Origin of the sequence: Kluyvera genomosp. 1, from assembly GCF_001266615.1 — a bacterium.
GTDB classification, from domain to species: domain Bacteria; phylum Pseudomonadota; class Gammaproteobacteria; order Enterobacterales; family Enterobacteriaceae; genus Kluyvera; species Kluyvera cryocrescens_A.
This window is the reverse complement of the sequence record NZ_LGHZ01000004.1, coordinates 46,245-62,568: the sequence shown is the minus strand read 5'-3', so window position 1 is coordinate 62,568 and position 16,324 is coordinate 46,245. Positions and strand designations below refer to the sequence as shown.

Sequence of the window (16,324 nt, the reverse complement as noted above, 5' to 3'; positions counted from 1 at the left end):
CAGATGTTAATCCATCTATACCGATTAACACTCAGACTGCCAGTGACAGAAAGCGACAAGTCCGTGGTAGAATCCTCCATCGTGACTATGCAGCACGACAGTTCGAGCTAACCAAATTCCTATTGGGTGATATTAAATATGGCAAAACACCTTTTTACGTCCGAGTCTGTATCCGAAGGGCATCCTGACAAAATTGCGGACCAAATTTCTGACGCCGTGCTGGACGCTATCCTGGAACAGGATCCGAAAGCCCGCGTAGCGTGCGAAACTTACGTCAAAACCGGTATGGTGCTGGTCGGCGGTGAAATCACCACCAGCGCTTGGGTTGATATCGAAGAGATCACCCGTAAAACCGTTCGCGAAATTGGCTATGTGCATTCGGATATGGGCTTTGATGCCAACTCCTGTGCAGTACTGAGCGCTATCGGTAAACAGTCCCCTGACATCAACCAGGGTGTTGACCGTGCTGACCCGCTGGAACAGGGTGCGGGTGACCAAGGCCTGATGTTCGGCTATGCGACCAACGAAACCGATGTGCTGATGCCAGCACCAATCACCTACGCACACCGTCTGGTGCAGCGTCAGGCTGAAGTGCGTAAAAACGGCACCCTGCCGTGGCTGCGCCCGGATGCGAAAAGCCAGGTGACCTTCCAGTACGACGACGGCAAAGTTGTCGGTATTGACGCGGTAGTCCTGTCTACCCAGCACGCTGAAAGCATCGATCAGAAATCGCTGCAGGAAGCGGTGATGGAAGAGATCATCAAGCCGGTTCTGCCAACCGAATGGCTGAACGCATCAACCAAATTCTTCATCAACCCAACAGGCCGTTTCGTTATCGGTGGCCCAATGGGTGACTGCGGTCTGACCGGTCGTAAAATCATCGTCGATACCTACGGCGGCATGGCTCGTCACGGTGGTGGTGCATTCTCCGGTAAAGATCCTTCTAAAGTTGACCGTTCCGCAGCCTACGCTGCGCGTTATGTCGCGAAGAACATCGTTGCCGCAGGCCTGGCGGATCGTTGTGAAATTCAGGTTTCCTACGCTATCGGCGTGGCAGAGCCAACGTCCATCATGGTTGAAACCTTCGGTACCGAGAAAGTGCCAACTGAACAGCTGACCCTGCTGGTACGCGAATTCTTCGATCTGCGTCCATACGGCCTGATTCAGATGCTGGACCTGCTGCACCCAATCTACAAAGAGACGGCAGCATACGGTCACTTCGGTCGCGAACATTTCCCATGGGAAAAAACCGACAAAGCAGCCCAGCTGCGCGACGCCGCTGGCCTGAAATAAGCCTCGACTCATCGCTAAAAAGCCAGCCTCGCGCTGGCTTTTTTTATGCCTGCTCACCATCCCTTCATCGTATGCATTTACATTTCCAAACAAAGTAATGAAAGCGATTACATAATGTGATTGGCGTGGATAAAGCCTTACAACACCACCATGAAACGCCTTTTCATCTTTATGCGTTGTGTTTCAGTTAATTCTCATTATTTGCTTTTATCACAATGTTAAAATACATAAATCTATATGATTTTATTGTAATTTAACCTAATTTTAACTTAAACGTTAGTGTAACCGATTACACAGTCGTGATTATTATCACATTTTTTTACTTCGTACTCTCCTACCCTAAGCATCTACAAAATCAATGACTCAACTGGAGGGCATAATGCCTAACAATAAAAAACAGGGTCGCTCTAACAAGACAATGACCTTCTTTGTCTGTTTCTTAGCCGCTCTGGCCGGACTGCTGTTCGGCCTTGATATCGGCGTTATTGCCGGTGCTTTGCCCTTTATTACGACCGATTTCCAGCTCAGTGCACATACGCAAGAGTGGGTGGTGAGTTCCATGATGTTCGGTGCTGCGGTGGGTGCCGTCGGCAGCGGCTGGCTCTCCTTCCGCTTGGGTCGTAAGAAAAGCCTGATGATCGGCGCGATCCTTTTCGTTGCCGGCTCCCTGTTCTCTGCCGCCGCGCCAAACGTCGAAGTGCTGCTGATCTCCCGCGTGCTGCTGGGCTTGGCCGTCGGCGTAGCGTCCTACACCGCGCCGCTGTACTTGTCTGAGATTGCGCCGGAGAAAATCCGCGGCAGCATGATTTCTATGTACCAGTTGATGATCACCATCGGTATTCTCGGCGCCTATCTGTCCGATACCGCGTTCAGCTACAGCGGCGCATGGCGCTGGATGCTGGGGGTTATCATCATCCCAGCGATTCTGCTACTGATTGGCGTTATTTTCCTGCCGGACAGCCCGCGCTGGTTCGCTGCCAAACGCCGCTTCAACGATGCCGAACGCGTGCTGCTGCGGCTGCGTGACACCAGCGCAGAAGCCAAACGTGAGCTGGACGAAATCCGTGAAAGCCTGAAGGTAAAACAAAGCGGCTGGGCGCTGTTTAAAGAGAACAGCAACTTCCGCCGCGCGGTGTTCCTCGGTATTCTGTTGCAGGTGATGCAGCAGTTCACCGGGATGAACGTCATCATGTACTACGCGCCGAAAATCTTTGAGCTGGCGGGTTATGCCAATACCACCGAGCAGATGTGGGGGACGGTTATCGTTGGTTTAACCAACGTGCTGGCGACCTTTATCGCGATTGGTCTGGTTGACCGCTGGGGCCGTAAACCAACGCTTATCCTCGGCTTTATCGTCATGGCCGTCGGTATGGGCATACTGGGTAGCATGATGCATGTGGGCATTCACTCCGCCGCTGCGCAGTACACTGCAGTCCTGATGCTGCTGATGTTCATCGTCGGTTTTGCAATGAGTGCCGGTCCGCTGATATGGGTTCTGTGTTCCGAAATTCAGCCTCTGAAAGGCCGTGACTTCGGTATCACCTGCTCAACCGCTACCAACTGGATTGCCAACATGATCGTTGGTGCCACCTTCCTGACGATGCTGAACTCGCTGGGCAGCGCGAATACCTTCTGGGTATACGGCGGCCTGAACGTGCTGTTCATCTTCCTGACCCTGTGGCTGATTCCAGAAACCAAAAATGTCTCTCTGGAACACATTGAACGTAACCTGATGCAGGGCCGTCCGCTGCGCGAAATTGGTGCTCGCGACTAACCCTGAATGACGCTTCCTCCTGCGGGAGGAAGCTTCCCCTTGCACCACCTCGCTTCACGTTTTATCCTCAGCCGTTATGAAAACCCCTCGAATTCCTATCGCCATCCAGCAAAACGTTATGCGCAGCCTGCGGGAAAAACTCGCCCAGGCCAACCTCGCGCTGGGCCGAAATTACCCGGAGCCCAAACTGGTTTATCAGCAGCGCGGGACGTCCGCCGGTACCGCGTGGCTTCAGCAGTATGAGATCCGCCTGAATCCAGTGTTATTGCAGGAAAATCAGCAGGCGTTTATTGATGAAGTGGTACCACATGAGTTGGCGCACTTGCTGGTATGGAAACACTTTGGCCGCGTGGCGCCACACGGCAAAGAGTGGAAGTGGATGATGGAAAGCGTGCTTGGGGTACCGGCTCGCCGAACGCATCAATTCGAACTGGAATCTGTACGCCGCCAGACTTTTCCCTATCGCTGTAGCTGCCAGCTTCATCAGCTTACCGTCCGCCGCCATAACCGCGTGCTGCGCGGTGAAGCCACCTACCGCTGCGTCCACTGCGGCGAGCCATTAGTTGCAGAAATGTAACCATCGGAAATATCAGGAAGTTTTCCGTTCTAACTGATTGCATCTGACAATCACATTCGTTACGTTGCGGGCTCGATTTGAGATGGAGTTCGTGATGTACCGTAAATTGTCTTTTGCCGCCGCATTTTTGGCGACGGCGCTTTCAGGCCAGGCATTAGCCGAGGGTATCAACAGTTTTTCCCAGGCCAAAACGGCGGGCGTAAAGGTTAATAACGACGTTCCCGGCGACTTTTACTGCGGCTGTAAAATCAACTGGCAGGGTAAAAAAGGCGTTATCGATCTGGAGTCCTGCGGCTATAAAGTGCGTAAAAATGAAAACCGCGCCAGCCGCGTTGAGTGGGAACACGTAGTGCCGGCCTGGCAGTTTGGCCATCAGCGTCAGTGCTGGCAGGACGGCGGCAGAAAGAACTGCGCTAAAGATCCGGAATATCGCAAAATGGAAAGCGATATGCATAACCTACAGCCGGCGGTTGGCGAGGTTAACGGTGACCGCGGCAACTTTATGTACGGACAGTGGAATGGGGGCGAAGGCCAGTACGGCCAGTGCGGCATGAAGGTCGATTTTAAAGCCAAGGTCGCAGAACCGCCGGAACGTTCGCGTGGGGCGATCGCCCGTATCTACTTCTATATGCGTGACCGCTACAGCCTGACTCTTTCACGCCAACAAACCCAGCTGTTCAACGCCTGGGATAAAATGTATCCCGTCAGCACCTGGGAGTGCCAACGCGACGAACGCATCGCCAAAGTTCAGGGCAATCATAATCCTTATGTGCAGCAGGCTTGCCAGGCGCAAAAAAGCTAACCTATACACACGATCTTTCAAGCAGTCCAGGCATTATGGTATGCGTTTACTCCGGGCACGAGCCTGAGTCAGCGCATCAGGATTTGCTGCCTTGATGCATCTTGAAGGATTTTGTGTTTACACTAGCGGCAATCGTTCATTTTCCCTGCCCTCTTCTTAAGCTGAGGGCATAGCTACAGATGGAAGTCAGACTATGCGTATCCCCCGCATCTATCACCCGGAATTGATAACCGTCGGCACGCAGATCCCTCTGTGCGATGACGCCGCTAACCACGTTGGCCGCGTCCTGCGCATGGGCAAAGGCCAGGAGATCCAACTGTTCGACGGCAGCAATCAGGTTTTTGACGCCGTGATTACTGATGCCAGCAAGAAAAACGTGATGGTCGAAATCTTGCGCGGCGAAACGGATGATCGTGAATCTCCAGTACATATCCATCTGGGTCAGGTGATGTCGCGCGGCGATAAAATGGAATTCACTATCCAGAAATCGATAGAACTGGGTGTAAGCCTCATTACGCCACTTTTTTCTGAGCGCTGCGGGGTTAAACTGGATGCCGAGCGCCTGAATAAGAAGCTCCAACAGTGGCAAAAAATCGCGATTGCCGCCTGCGAGCAGTGTGGTCGCAACGTTGTACCGGAAATTCGCCCAGCAATGGATGTCGAAGACTGGTGCGCCGAGCAGGATGATGCGCTGAAGCTCAATCTGCACCCGCGCGCCAGCGCCAGCATCAACACTCTGCCGCAGCCGGTTGAGCGCGTACGATTACTGATTGGCCCCGAAGGAGGCCTATCAGCGGATGAAATTGCCATGACCGCACGCTACCAGTTTACTGATATTCTGTTGGGGCCTCGCGTTTTGCGCACAGAGACTACCGCACTCACCGCCATCACCGCACTACAGGTGCGCTTTGGCGATTTGGGTTAAAGGAGAACAATAATGATCAAGCTCGGCATCGTGATGGATCCCATCGCAAGCATCAACATCAAGAAAGACACCAGCTTCGCTATGCTGCTGGAAGCCCAGCGTCGCGGTTACGAACTCCACTATATGGAGATGAACGACCTGTATCTGGAGAACGGCGTGTCTTACGCCCGCACCCGTCTGCTGAGCGTTGAGCAGAACTACGACAAGTGGTACGAGTTTGGCAGCGAACAAGAGATTAAGCTCGCCGATCTCGATGTCGTTTTGATGCGTAAAGATCCGCCATTCGATACTGAATTTATCTACGCGACCTATATTCTTGAGCGCGCAGAAGAACAAGGCACGCTCATCGTTAACAAACCGCAGAGCCTGCGCGACTGTAATGAGAAGCTGTTTACCGCCTGGTTCTCCGACCTGACGCCGGAAACGCTGGTCACCCGTAATAAGGCACAGCTGAAAGCCTTCTGGCAAAAACACGGCGACATCATCATGAAACCGCTGGACGGCATGGGCGGCGCATCGATCTTCCGCGTGAAGGAAGGCGATCCGAACATTGGCGTCATTGCCGAAACGCTGACCGAGCTGGGTAGCCGCTACTGCATGGCGCAAAACTACCTGCCAGCTATCAAAGATGGCGACAAACGCGTGCTGGTGATTGACGGTGAACCGGTACCTTACTGCCTGGCGCGTATCCCACAGGGCGGCGAAACGCGCGGGAATCTGGCCGCAGGCGGCCGCGGTGAACCGCGCCCATTAAGCGAAAGCGATTGGGCTATCGCCCGTAAAGTCGGACCAACGCTGAAAGCAAAAGGTCTGATCTTCGTTGGCCTCGATATCATCGGCGACCGTCTGACTGAAATTAACGTCACCAGCCCAACCTGCGTGCGAGAAATCGAAGCGGAATATCCGATTTCCATCACCGGCATGTTGATGGACGCTATCGAAAAACGTCTGCAAAAATAAGACGTTGTCTTTAAACGGCGGGAGGGAACCCGCCGCCAGCCAGGTTTCTCGCCTGTCCTGCAAGTGGGCAAGCCTGGTGACAGCAGTGCGCTTTCCCCTCATACTGGGCGCTGCTGCTTTTTGAAACAGGACAGAACCTCTGATAATGAATTTACAGCATCATTTCCTCATTGCTATGCCAACCCTTCAGGATCCTATCTTCCGTCGTTCCGTGGTCTACATCTGCGAATATAACGATGACGGCGCGATGGGGATCATCATCAATAAACCACTGGATAATTTGCAGATCGAGGGGATCCTCGAAAAGCTAAAGATCACGCCTGAACCTCGCGATCCCGCCATTCGCCTGGATAAACCGGTGATGTTGGGTGGTCCACTGGCCGAAGATCGTGGTTTTATCGTGCATACGCCTCCATCTTCATTCTCGTCCAGTATCCGCATTTCCGACAACACCATCGTCACCACGTCACGCGACGTGCTGGAGACGCTGGGCACTGAACGCCAGCCGTCGGACGTACTGGTTGCTCTGGGATACGCATCCTGGGAAAAAGGCCAGCTTGAGCAAGAGATCCTCGATAACGCCTGGCTGACTGCCCCGGCCGATCTTAATATCCTGTTCAAAACCCCGATTAGCGATCGCTGGAAAGAAGCAGCTAAGCTTATCGGTATCAATATCCTGACCATGTCAGGCACTGCGGGGCACGCATAATGAGTGGAACACTGCTGGCATTTGATTTTGGCACTCGCAGCATTGGTGTGGCCATCGGCCAGCGTATCACCGGTACCGCTCGCCCGCTGACGGCCATTAAAGCGCAGGACGGCACGCCAGACTGGAATATTATTGGCCGTCTGCTCAAGGAGTGGCAGCCGGAAGCGGTGATTGTGGGTCTGCCGCTGAATATGGACGGCACCGAGCAGCCGTTAACCGCCCGAGCACGTAATTTTGCTAATAAGATCCACGGCCGCTTTGGCGTGGCAATTACGCTGCATGACGAAAGATTAAGTACTGTGGAAGCGCGTGCGGGGTTGTTTGAGCGCGGCGGATTCCGCGCGCTAAATAAAGGCAGCGTAGACTCAGCGTCTGCGGTGGTCATTCTGGAAAGCTTTTTCGAGCAGGGTTTCTAGTCTGGCTGCCCCCGGGAATGACTTCCCGGGAGCTCGCCACAATCGCGATACTCGCCCTGCTTCTGATTGCAAGTCACTTGGCGATACTAGTTTACCCAACTCACTGATTTAAATTAGTCTCATCAGGATTATCTCGCGTATCACCGTCCTACAACACGCATTATTCAGAGCATGACTTATCGATTAGTGACGTAGATTTTCGTTCGCCCAGCTCACCGCCTGGGTTCTGTTTTTCACGCTCAGTTTGCGGAAAACATTATACAGATGAGTACGTACGGTATTTTCACTAATGAACAAAGCTCGTGCAATATCCATATTGGTGGCACCGTGGCGCAGTTCATTCAGAATTTCACACTCACGTTCGGTCAGCGGTACGCTATCATTGGTATCAGGAGTTTGCTCAACCGCATACATTGCCGGGTGCATCACGCTCAATTCAGCCGTCTGCTCGCCGTTTAAGACCGCTTTGACGCCCTCAATTAAGCGCGATTCTTCGTCGTCGTGACGGAATACGCCGTACAATGCTGGCCACTGTGCCATTTCGTATAATTCATACTTCTGTGCGCTGTTAATAATCAACAGACGCGGGGAGTCAAACTGTGTACGAATAATATCGCGCCAAATACCGTTGAGTTTTTTGTTGGAAACAGCAATATCGAACAATACCACAGAGCCCTTACTCAGGCGCTGTACCAGTGGCTTGTTGATGTTATGAACATCGACAGAAACTGAAAGCAAATCAGTAAGGTAGTTTGCAAACGCGTTTGCTTGCACGGACGGATGGGTGATTAAAATAATTTTACGGGAATTAGATACACTCTCTGTCACTTCAAACATTTTGAAACTCTCCATAGTTCATATCCACCATCATGGTGATTAAATAAGTCAAAGCAAAGGCAAACCTAATACCATTAATAATAAGAACTTCTCAATATGTGAAACTTTATTTCATAAGATTAGTCCTAATTACACAAATAGGATAGAACGAAGACCTTGGAAGTGTCAAAAGAATATCAACCTTTTTTTGTAAGCCTACGCAACATAATGTAATTAGTTAATGACATTAATCTCATCCATATGGTTTAGCTCACCATAACCCTATTAGAATAAATGTCGTAGGAAGTTTTGTTTCCGCCTAATAAAAAATCACTCTATAATTACAAAAAAATACATTCACGCAACAGTGATAAAAATAAAGTTTACAACTTTTAGTTAATATTTGGATTATTAATTCAATATTAACGCCAAAACAAAACGCTCATCACATTACTTACCGATTCGATATGCTAGCACCAAATTCATCATAGTGAACCGATGTTTCAATATTATACATGACAGATTCGCCTGAAATTTAAACGCTACCTGACTTTCGCAACATGCCCGCCTTTATACGCTGCTGATAGCTTTGACTAAACGTCTGCATCCCGGATTGTAGACCCGTCTGCATCACGCCGGTCAGCTGGTGCGTTTTACCTTCCCGAATGAGGTTACCTACCGCCGGTGTGTTTACCAGCATTTCAAATAGCGCCAGCCGCCGCCCCTCACCATCAGGCTGCAGCTTTTGCGCCACTACCGCCGTCAAGCAATTGGCCAGTTGGTTACGCACCGGTTCTTTCTCCTGAGCGGGAAACACATCGACCAAACGCTCGATAGCCTGCGCCGCGTCGCGAGTATGCAGGGTAGCCAACACCAAATGCCCGGTCTCTGCCGCCGTCAGCGCAAGACGAATAGTTTCGCTGTCACGCAGCTCACCAAGCAGTATCACATCAGGATCCTGACGCAGAGCTACCCGCAGCGCCTGTGCAAATGACGAGGCATGCTGGCCGACTTCACGCTGCGAAATGAGGCAGCTCTGGCTGTTATGGATAAACTCCACCGGATCTTCAAGCGTCAAAATGTGCCCACAGAGATGTTGATTGAGGTAATCCACCATCGCCGCCAGCGTTGTCGATTTCCCGCTTCCCGTCGCTCCGGTCACCAGAATCAACCCACTTTCTTCATGTAATAACTCCACCAGCGCAACCGGCGTGTGCAGCTCGGCAAGCGTTGGGCAGCGCGTCGGCAACAGTCTTAGCACCAGCGATACGCCACCTGTGTGCGCATAGGCACTGGCACGCAGACGCGGACATGCCTCAAGGGACAGGGAAAAATCCAGCTGTCGGCATTGCAGCCACTCCTGCTGCTGCGCATCAGTTAGCCATATAGACAATAATGTCTCCGGCTCCGGCGTCGTAAACGGTGCCGTTTCCAGACTCCCCACTCGACGCCAGCGCGCAGCTCCGCCGCTACACAGGTGTAGATCCGAGACGTTATGCTTTACACTAAGCGCCACGATTTCTTGTATATCCATAGACCCACCAGAACATATGAACGATATTGCGCATAACCTGGCACAGGTCAGGGAAAAAATCTCAGCAGCGGCAACACGTTGCGGCCGGGGTTCAGAAGAAGTTACGCTACTTGCCGTGAGTAAAACTAAACCTGCGAGCGCCGTCGAAGACGCGATAGCCGCAGGCCAAACGGCATTTGGTGAAAACTATGTCCAGGAAGGGGTGGAAAAAATCCTCCACTTTCGTGAAAAGGGCGAGACGGGGCTGCAGTGGCACTTTATTGGCCCGCTGCAGTCGAATAAAAGTCGCCTGGTTGCCGAGCATTTTGACTGGTGCCATACCGTCGACCGCCTGAAGATTGCGGCACGGCTCAGCGAACAGCGACCGTCGGATATGCCGCCACTTAACGTGCTGATTCAAATCAACATCAGCGATGAGCAGAGTAAATCGGGTATTGCGCCAGAAGAGCTGGATACCCTGGCGGCCGAAGTCTCGGCATTGCCAAACCTGTGCCTGCGCGGCCTGATGGCCATACCGGCACCGGAGCATGAGTACGACAGGCAGTTTGCCGTGGCTAGCCAAATGGCGGTAGCATTTGCGCGGCTCAAAGCAGACTACCCAACCGTAGACACCCTCTCTTTGGGCATGTCTGACGACATGGAAGCCGCGATTGCGGCAGGTAGTACAATGGTACGCATCGGCACCGCGATTTTCGGTGCGCGTGATTACACAAAAAAATAAGGGACCTCAAGAAACGCCATGAAGACGTTGACCTTCCTGCTCTCGACAGTCTTAGAACTGTACACAATGGTGCTACTGCTGCGCGTCTGGATGCAGTGGGCTCGCTGCGATTTTTACAACCCGTTCTCACAGTTCGTGGTGAAGATTACCCAGCCGATCGTCGGGCCACTGCGTCGTATTATTCCGCCAATGGGGCCGCTGGATAGCGCCTCGCTGCTGCTGGCCTTCATTCTGTGCGTGGCAAAAGCCATCGTGCTGTTTATGGTCATCACTTTCCAGCCGATTATCTGGATCTCCGCCGTTCTTATCCTGCTTAAAACCATCGGCCTGCTGATCTTCTGGGTGCTGCTGCTGATGGCAATTATGAGCTGGGTCAGCCAGGGCCGCAGCCCGGTTGAGTTTGTGCTGATGCAGCTGGCCGAGCCGCTGCTGCGCCCAATCCGCCGTCTGCTGCCATCGATGGGCGGCATCGACTTCTCACCGATGGTTCTGGTTCTGCTGCTGTATGTCATTAATATGGGCATCGCCGAGGTGCTTCAGGCCACCGGCAATATGCTGCTGCCGGGGCTGTGGATGGCGCTATGAGTGCCGTCACTCCCTGTGATGATGGGCTGGTTCTGCGGCTGTATATTCAGCCAAAGGCCAGCCGTGATGCGATTGTCGGGGTACATGGCGACGAGCTTAAAGTCGCCATCACCGCTCCACCCGTTGATGGGCAGGCAAATGCCCATCTGGTGAAGTTTCTTGCCAAACAGTTTAAGGTCGCCAAAAGCCAGGTCATCATTGAGAAAGGTGAACTGGGGCGACATAAACAGGTTAAAATTATTCATCCGCAACAGATCCCATCGGGCGTCGACGCCCTGACAAATTAGGATATCCCATGCAAAAAGTTGTCCTCGCTACCGGTAACGCCGGTAAAGTGCGCGAGCTCGCCTCGCTGCTCGCCGATTTCGGTCTGGATATCGTCGCCCAGACCGAGCTTGGCGTTGAGTCCGCTGAGGAAACCGGACTGACCTTTATTGAAAATGCCATTCTGAAAGCACGTCATGCCGCTCAGATGACCGGCCTGCCGGCGATTGCCGATGACTCCGGCCTTGCGGTCGATGTACTCGGCGGCGCCCCGGGAATTTACTCCGCGCGTTATTCCGGCGAAGACGCGAGCGACCAACAAAATCTTGAGAAGCTGCTGAATGCTCTGAAAGATGTACCAGACGAACAGCGTCAGGCGCAGTTCCACTGCGTGCTGGTCTATCTGCGCCATGCTGAAGATCCAACACCGCTGGTGTGCCACGGTAGCTGGCCTGGTGTCATCGCTCGCAGCGCCGCGGGCACCGGTGGCTTTGGCTACGACCCTATCTTCTTCGTGCCGTCTGAAGGTAAAACGGCAGCCGAATTGACGCGTGAAGAGAAGATTGCCATCTCTCACCGCGGGCAGGCGCTGAAGCTGTTACTGGAAGCCTTACGTAATGGTTAATCTACCGCCGCTGAGTCTCTACATTCATATTCCGTGGTGCGTGCAGAAATGCCCGTACTGCGACTTCAATTCGCACGCGCTGAAAGGTGAAGTACCGCACGACGACTACGTGCAGCATCTACTAAGCGATCTGGATGCTGATGTCGCCTACGCACAGGGACGTGAAGTGAAGACCATTTTTATCGGTGGTGGGACGCCGAGCCTGTTATCCGGCCCGGCGATGCAAACCCTGCTGGACGGCGTGCGTGCGCGCCTGACGCTGGCTGACGATGCGGAAATTACCATGGAAGCCAACCCGGGAACGGTGGAAGCGGACCGCTTCGTGGAGTATCAACGCGCGGGCGTTAATCGCATTTCCATTGGCGTACAAAGTTTCAGCGAAGCTAAGCTCAAGCGTCTGGGTCGCATCCATGGCCCAGAAGAAGCCAAACGCGCCGCGCGGCTGGCAACCGGCCTGGGACTGCGTAGCTTTAACCTTGATTTGATGCACGGGCTGCCGGATCAGTCGCTGGAAGAGGCGCTGGACGACCTGCGTCAGGCTATTGAACTGGCGCCGCCGCATCTCTCCTGGTATCAGTTGACCATTGAGCCGAACACTCTGTTTGGTTCGCGCCCGCCAGTTTTACCTGACGATGACGACCTGTGGGATATCTTTGAACAGGGCCATCGGTTACTGACTGCCGCAGGCTATCAGCAGTATGAAACCTCAGCCTACGCCAAGCCCGGTTACCAGTGCCAACACAACCTCAACTACTGGCGGTTTGGCGATTACCTCGGTATCGGCTGTGGTGCACACGGTAAAGTGACGTTCCCAGACGGCCGTATTCTGCGTACGGCGAAAACTCGCCACCCTCGCGGCTATATGGAAGGGCGCTATCTGGAACGCCAGCATGACGTGGAAAACAGCGATAAGCCATTTGAGTTCTTTATGAACCGTTTCCGCCTGCTGGAACCGGCACCTCGCGCCGAATTTAGCCTGTATACCGGCCTTGATGAAAGCGTTATCCGCCCACAGCTTGATGAGGCGCTGGCACAAAACTATCTCACCGAGTGCGAGCAGTACTGGCAGATAACCGAACACGGTAAGCTGTTTTTAAACTCCCTGCTGGAGTTATTTCTCAGCGAATAAACCTTAATAATAATTCGCTATTACCGAATAATAGTAATAGCGGACTATATCACTCGACTATCCCGAATCATTCCCAACACTCTTTTCGAATAATAACCAATAAAACATTTCATTTAAATATTAATAGCCAATTACGCATGAGCTATTAATATAACCCAGCGCACAAAAACCACATTAATTACGCAGATAATGCAAAAATGCACGCCTGACTGCGTAAAGTTGTCGGACAACCAGGTTAATATGTCATACAGAAAAACAAATTACTTCGATAGATATATACCGCGATCATCAATGTGCATGGAGCCTATTAATGAAACCTCTCTCTTTTACAAAATCTCTGGTTTGTGCGTCCCTTCTCGCTTTGCTATCAACCGGCACCTCTGCGGCAGAAAAAGTCACACTGAAACTGGCCCATAACCTCGAGCGCAGCCACGTGGTGCACCAGGCGTTTGAGGCGATGGCCAAAGAAGTTAAACAGCTTTCCGACGGCAAAATGACGATTCGAATTTATCCCAGCAGCCAAATGGGCAGCGCGCGTGAAACCATGGAATTATTACAAAATGGGGCGCTGGATATGACTAAAGGCTCTGCCAGCGATCTTGAGTCTTTCGATAATGTCTACGCAATATATAATTTACCGTTTCTATTCAAAGACCAGAATCACTTTAATAACGTAGTATTTGGTGCGGTCGGTAAAGAAATTATGGACTCAACAAAAGAGAAAGGTTTCTTTGCGCTTTCAGCCTATGTTGCTGGCACCCGGAGTTTTTACGCGAAAAAACCGATTACGAAACCTGAGGATTTAAAAGGTTTAAAAATTCGCGTTCAGCCAAGCCCGACCACAATTAAAATGATTGAATTAATGGGGGGTTCTCCAACGCCTATTTCATTTGGTGAGGTTTATACCGCCATGCAGCAGGGCGTGGTCGATGGTGCGGAAAATAACGTCCCATCATGGGTTCAAACCCGCCATATTGAAATCGCCAAAGTTTTCTCCGAAGATGAACACGCCTCTATCCCCGACTTCCTGGTTATCTCGACCAAAACTTGGGACAAACTGACCCCAGAGCAGCAGCAAATCCTCGCGAAAGCGGCGACCGCATCAGAAGCCTATCAGCAGACGCTGTGGGATAAAATTGACGCCGACACCCGCGCCCAAGCCAAAGCGATGGGTGGCGAAATCATCAAAGTTGATAAAGCACCGTTCCGTGCGGCCGTCCAACCGCTGTTCGATGATTTCAGCAAAGATCCTAAACAGGCCGCGCTGCTGGCCAAATTTGAAGCTGTCGCCCAGTAAAACCTTTTCGGGCCAGCTTTTGGCCCGCTTTCACCAGGATATCTCATGAGACTTTTTTCCCGCATTAAACAGGCGGTGGACCGCCTGATCGCCGCATTCTCGGTGGCGGTGATGGTCGCGCTGGTCGTCTGCGTTGTGTGGCAGGTTTTCAGCCGCTACGTCTTAAACCAGCCCAGCACGCTCACTGATGAGCTGGCGCGCTTTCTGATGATCTGGGTAGGTCTGCTCGGCGCAGCCTATACCGTCGGTGCACAGCGTCATCTGGCTATCGACCTCTTGGCTATGTCGATTACGCCACGCAAACAGCAGATGCTAGCGGTAGTGATTAACCTGCTGATTTTCATCTTCTCCGGCGCGGTGATTGTCACCGGCGGCGTGAAGCTGATTGCCAAAACGCTGGCCACTTCCCAGGTCTCCGCCGCGATGCAGATCCCGATGGGCTACGTCTACCTGATCCTGCCGCTAACCGGTCTCATCATGATGTTTTACGCATTATGGTTTATCACCAACGGCTTACGTAGCCTGAAACAGCCCGAAGGAGCTTGCTGATGGACGGGTATATTGCATTAACGCTTTTTGGTTCGTTTTTCGTGCTGGTGTTTATCGGCGTGCCTATCTCCTTTTCTATCGGTATCGCCACCGTCGCCTCAATGCTGCTGATGTTCCCCTGGGATATCGCGGCGATTACCGTAGCCCAACGTTTGGCCAACGGGCTCGATAACTTTGCCCTGCTGGCAATCCCGTTCTTTATCTTTGCCGGCACGCTAATGAACAGCGGCGGTATTGCGATACGCCTGATAAACCTGGCACAGGTGATGGTCGGCCGCGTGCCCGGCTCGCTCGGCCACGTGAATGTGCTGGCTAATATGATGTTTGGTTCCATTTCCGGCTCGGCTGTTGCCGCCGCTGCGGCGGTCGGCGGCACCCTGCACCCGATTCAGACTAAAAAAGGCTATGACCCGGCGTTCTCCACGGCGGTCAACGTGTCGTCATGCATCACCGGGTTGCTGATCCCACCGTCTAACGTGCTGATTGTCTTCTCTCTCACCGCAGGCGGCGTGTCCGTGGCATCGCTGTTTATGGCCGGGTATCTGCCGGGGATTCTGATGGGGCTGGCGATAATGATTGTCTGCGCCATTATCGCCAAACGTCGTGGCTATCCAGTCTCCGAACGCCCGACCTGCGCGCAGGCGGCAAAAGCGTTCTTCGACGCGCTGCCAAGTCTGCTGCTGGTGATTATCGTCATGGGAGGGATCTTAGGCGGCATCTTTACCGCTACCGAAGCGTCCGCTATCGCGGTGGTCTACACCTTCATTCTGTCCGTTATTATCTACCGGGAAGTGAAGTGGCGTGATCTGCCTAAGCTGATTCTGGAGTCGGTAGTCACTACCTCTATAGTCCTGCTGCTGATCGGTTTCTCCGTCGGAATGTCGTGGGCGATGACCAATGCAGACATTCCTTACATGATAAGCGACACGCTGATGGCGATCTCTGAGAATCCAATCATCATTCTGCTGCTTATCAACATCGTGCTGCTGATTGTCGGCATCTTCATGGACATGACGCCAGCAGTGCTGATTTTCACGCCAATCTTCCTGCCGATGGCCGAAGAACTGGGCATGAATCCGGTACATTTCGGCATCATGATGGTCGCCAACTTGTGTATCGGCCTGCTAACGCCGCCGGTCGGCAGCGCGCTGTTTGTTGGCTGCTCGATTTCCGGCGTGAAGATCCAACAGCTGATTAAACCGCTGCTGCCGTTCTACTTCGCCTTGTTGGTGGCGCTGATGATGATTGCCTACATCCCGCAGATTTCACTGTTTATTCCGCAGCTGCTGGGGCTGATGTAATCCAGCTGAAGGAAGGTGATTTTGGCTACCTGTAGAACACAGGTAGC

18 protein-coding genes are annotated in these 16,324 nt (G+C 52.6%); 16 read left to right on the top strand and 2 right to left on the bottom strand.

Annotated features, from left to right (window positions below; genetic code table 11):
• Positions 1-138: 138 nt before the first annotated feature.
• The 8 genes from metK (at position 139) to ruvX (ending at position 7,456) form a co-directional block, all read left to right on the top strand.
• Entirely contained in the window at positions 139-1,293 is a 1,155-nt protein-coding gene (gene metK, locus KP80_RS02220) for a methionine adenosyltransferase (RefSeq protein ID WP_052281952.1), read from the top strand.
• 379 nt (positions 1,294-1,672) lie between these two features.
• Positions 1,673-3,067, top strand: coding sequence for a sugar porter family MFS transporter (locus tag KP80_RS02215; RefSeq protein ID WP_052281951.1), 1,395 nt, complete (start codon positions 1,673-1,675; stop codon positions 3,065-3,067).
• A gap of 76 nt (positions 3,068-3,143) precedes the next feature.
• Positions 3,144-3,644, top strand: a complete 501-nt coding sequence (locus KP80_RS02210; protein ID WP_052281950.1) for a SprT family zinc-dependent metalloprotease — start codon at positions 3,144-3,146, stop codon at positions 3,642-3,644.
• 94 nt (positions 3,645-3,738) lie between these two features.
• The gene (endA, locus tag KP80_RS02205; RefSeq protein WP_052281949.1) at positions 3,739-4,446 is read left to right on the top strand and encodes a deoxyribonuclease I; all 708 of its coding nucleotides are present in this window, start codon (positions 3,739-3,741) and stop codon (positions 4,444-4,446) included.
• A gap of 193 nt (positions 4,447-4,639) precedes the next feature.
• Positions 4,640-5,371 carry a 16S rRNA (uracil(1498)-N(3))-methyltransferase gene (gene rsmE / locus KP80_RS02200; RefSeq protein WP_052281948.1) on the top strand — a complete coding sequence of 244 codons (732 nt, stop codon included), beginning with the start codon at positions 4,640-4,642 and terminating at the stop codon, positions 5,369-5,371.
• Positions 5,372-5,383: 12 nt separating this feature from the next.
• Positions 5,384-6,331 carry a glutathione synthase gene (gshB, locus tag KP80_RS02195; protein WP_052281947.1) on the top strand — a complete coding sequence of 316 codons (948 nt, stop codon included), beginning with the start codon at positions 5,384-5,386 and terminating at the stop codon, positions 6,329-6,331.
• 145 nt (positions 6,332-6,476) lie between these two features.
• Positions 6,477-7,040, top strand: coding sequence for a YqgE/AlgH family protein (locus KP80_RS02190; protein ID WP_052281946.1), 564 nt, complete (start codon positions 6,477-6,479; stop codon positions 7,038-7,040).
• Entirely contained in the window at positions 7,040-7,456 is a 417-nt protein-coding gene (gene ruvX / locus KP80_RS02185; protein ID WP_052281945.1) for a Holliday junction resolvase RuvX, read from the top strand. The genes KP80_RS02190 and ruvX overlap by 1 nt, the downstream gene beginning before the upstream one ends.
• A 183-nt stretch (positions 7,457-7,639) precedes the next feature.
• Here the strand turns inward: ruvX and KP80_RS02180 are convergent, their stop codons facing one another.
• Entirely contained in the window at positions 7,640-8,293 is a 654-nt protein-coding gene (locus KP80_RS02180) for a LuxR C-terminal-related transcriptional regulator (RefSeq protein WP_052281944.1), read from the bottom strand.
• 514 nt (positions 8,294-8,807) lie between these two features.
• Complete coding sequence (locus KP80_RS02175) at positions 8,808-9,806, bottom strand: type IV pilus twitching motility protein PilT (RefSeq protein ID WP_052281943.1); 999 nt, start codon at positions 9,804-9,806, stop codon at positions 8,808-8,810.
• A 16-nt stretch (positions 9,807-9,822) separates the two neighbouring features.
• On the opposite strand from KP80_RS02175, the gene KP80_RS02170 reads away from it, so the two are divergent.
• From KP80_RS02170 to KP80_RS02135, 8 genes are all read left to right on the top strand, one after another.
• Positions 9,823-10,527 carry a YggS family pyridoxal phosphate-dependent enzyme gene (locus KP80_RS02170; protein ID WP_052281942.1) on the top strand — a complete coding sequence of 235 codons (705 nt, stop codon included), beginning with the start codon at positions 9,823-9,825 and terminating at the stop codon, positions 10,525-10,527.
• Between the two features lie 18 nt (positions 10,528-10,545).
• The gene (locus KP80_RS02165; protein ID WP_052281941.1) at positions 10,546-11,112 is read left to right on the top strand and encodes a YggT family protein; all 567 of its coding nucleotides are present in this window, start codon (positions 10,546-10,548) and stop codon (positions 11,110-11,112) included.
• A complete protein-coding gene (gene yggU / locus KP80_RS02160) occupies positions 11,109-11,399 on the top strand; it encodes a DUF167 family protein YggU (RefSeq protein ID WP_052281940.1) in 291 nt (96 codons plus the stop codon). The genes KP80_RS02165 and yggU overlap by 4 nt, the downstream gene beginning before the upstream one ends.
• Before the next feature lie 8 nt (positions 11,400-11,407).
• A complete protein-coding gene (locus KP80_RS02155) occupies positions 11,408-12,001 on the top strand; it encodes an XTP/dITP diphosphatase (protein WP_052281939.1) in 594 nt (197 codons plus the stop codon).
• On the top strand, positions 11,994-13,130 hold the full coding sequence (gene hemW / locus KP80_RS02150; RefSeq protein WP_052281938.1) for a radical SAM family heme chaperone HemW: 1,137 nt from the start codon (positions 11,994-11,996) through the stop codon (positions 13,128-13,130). Before KP80_RS02155 ends, hemW begins: the two co-directional genes overlap by 8 nt.
• 310 nt (positions 13,131-13,440) lie before the next feature.
• Complete coding sequence (locus tag KP80_RS02145; protein ID WP_052281937.1) at positions 13,441-14,427, top strand: TRAP transporter substrate-binding protein; 987 nt, start codon at positions 13,441-13,443, stop codon at positions 14,425-14,427.
• A 45-nt stretch (positions 14,428-14,472) separates the two neighbouring features.
• Positions 14,473-14,976 (top strand): TRAP transporter small permease, encoded by a 504-nt coding sequence (locus KP80_RS02140; RefSeq protein WP_052281936.1) that lies wholly within the window; start codon positions 14,473-14,475, stop codon positions 14,974-14,976.
• Positions 14,976-16,277, top strand: a complete 1,302-nt coding sequence (locus KP80_RS02135; protein ID WP_052281935.1) for a TRAP transporter large permease — start codon at positions 14,976-14,978, stop codon at positions 16,275-16,277. Before KP80_RS02140 ends, KP80_RS02135 begins: the two co-directional genes overlap by 1 nt.
• Positions 16,278-16,324 lie beyond the last annotated feature (47 nt).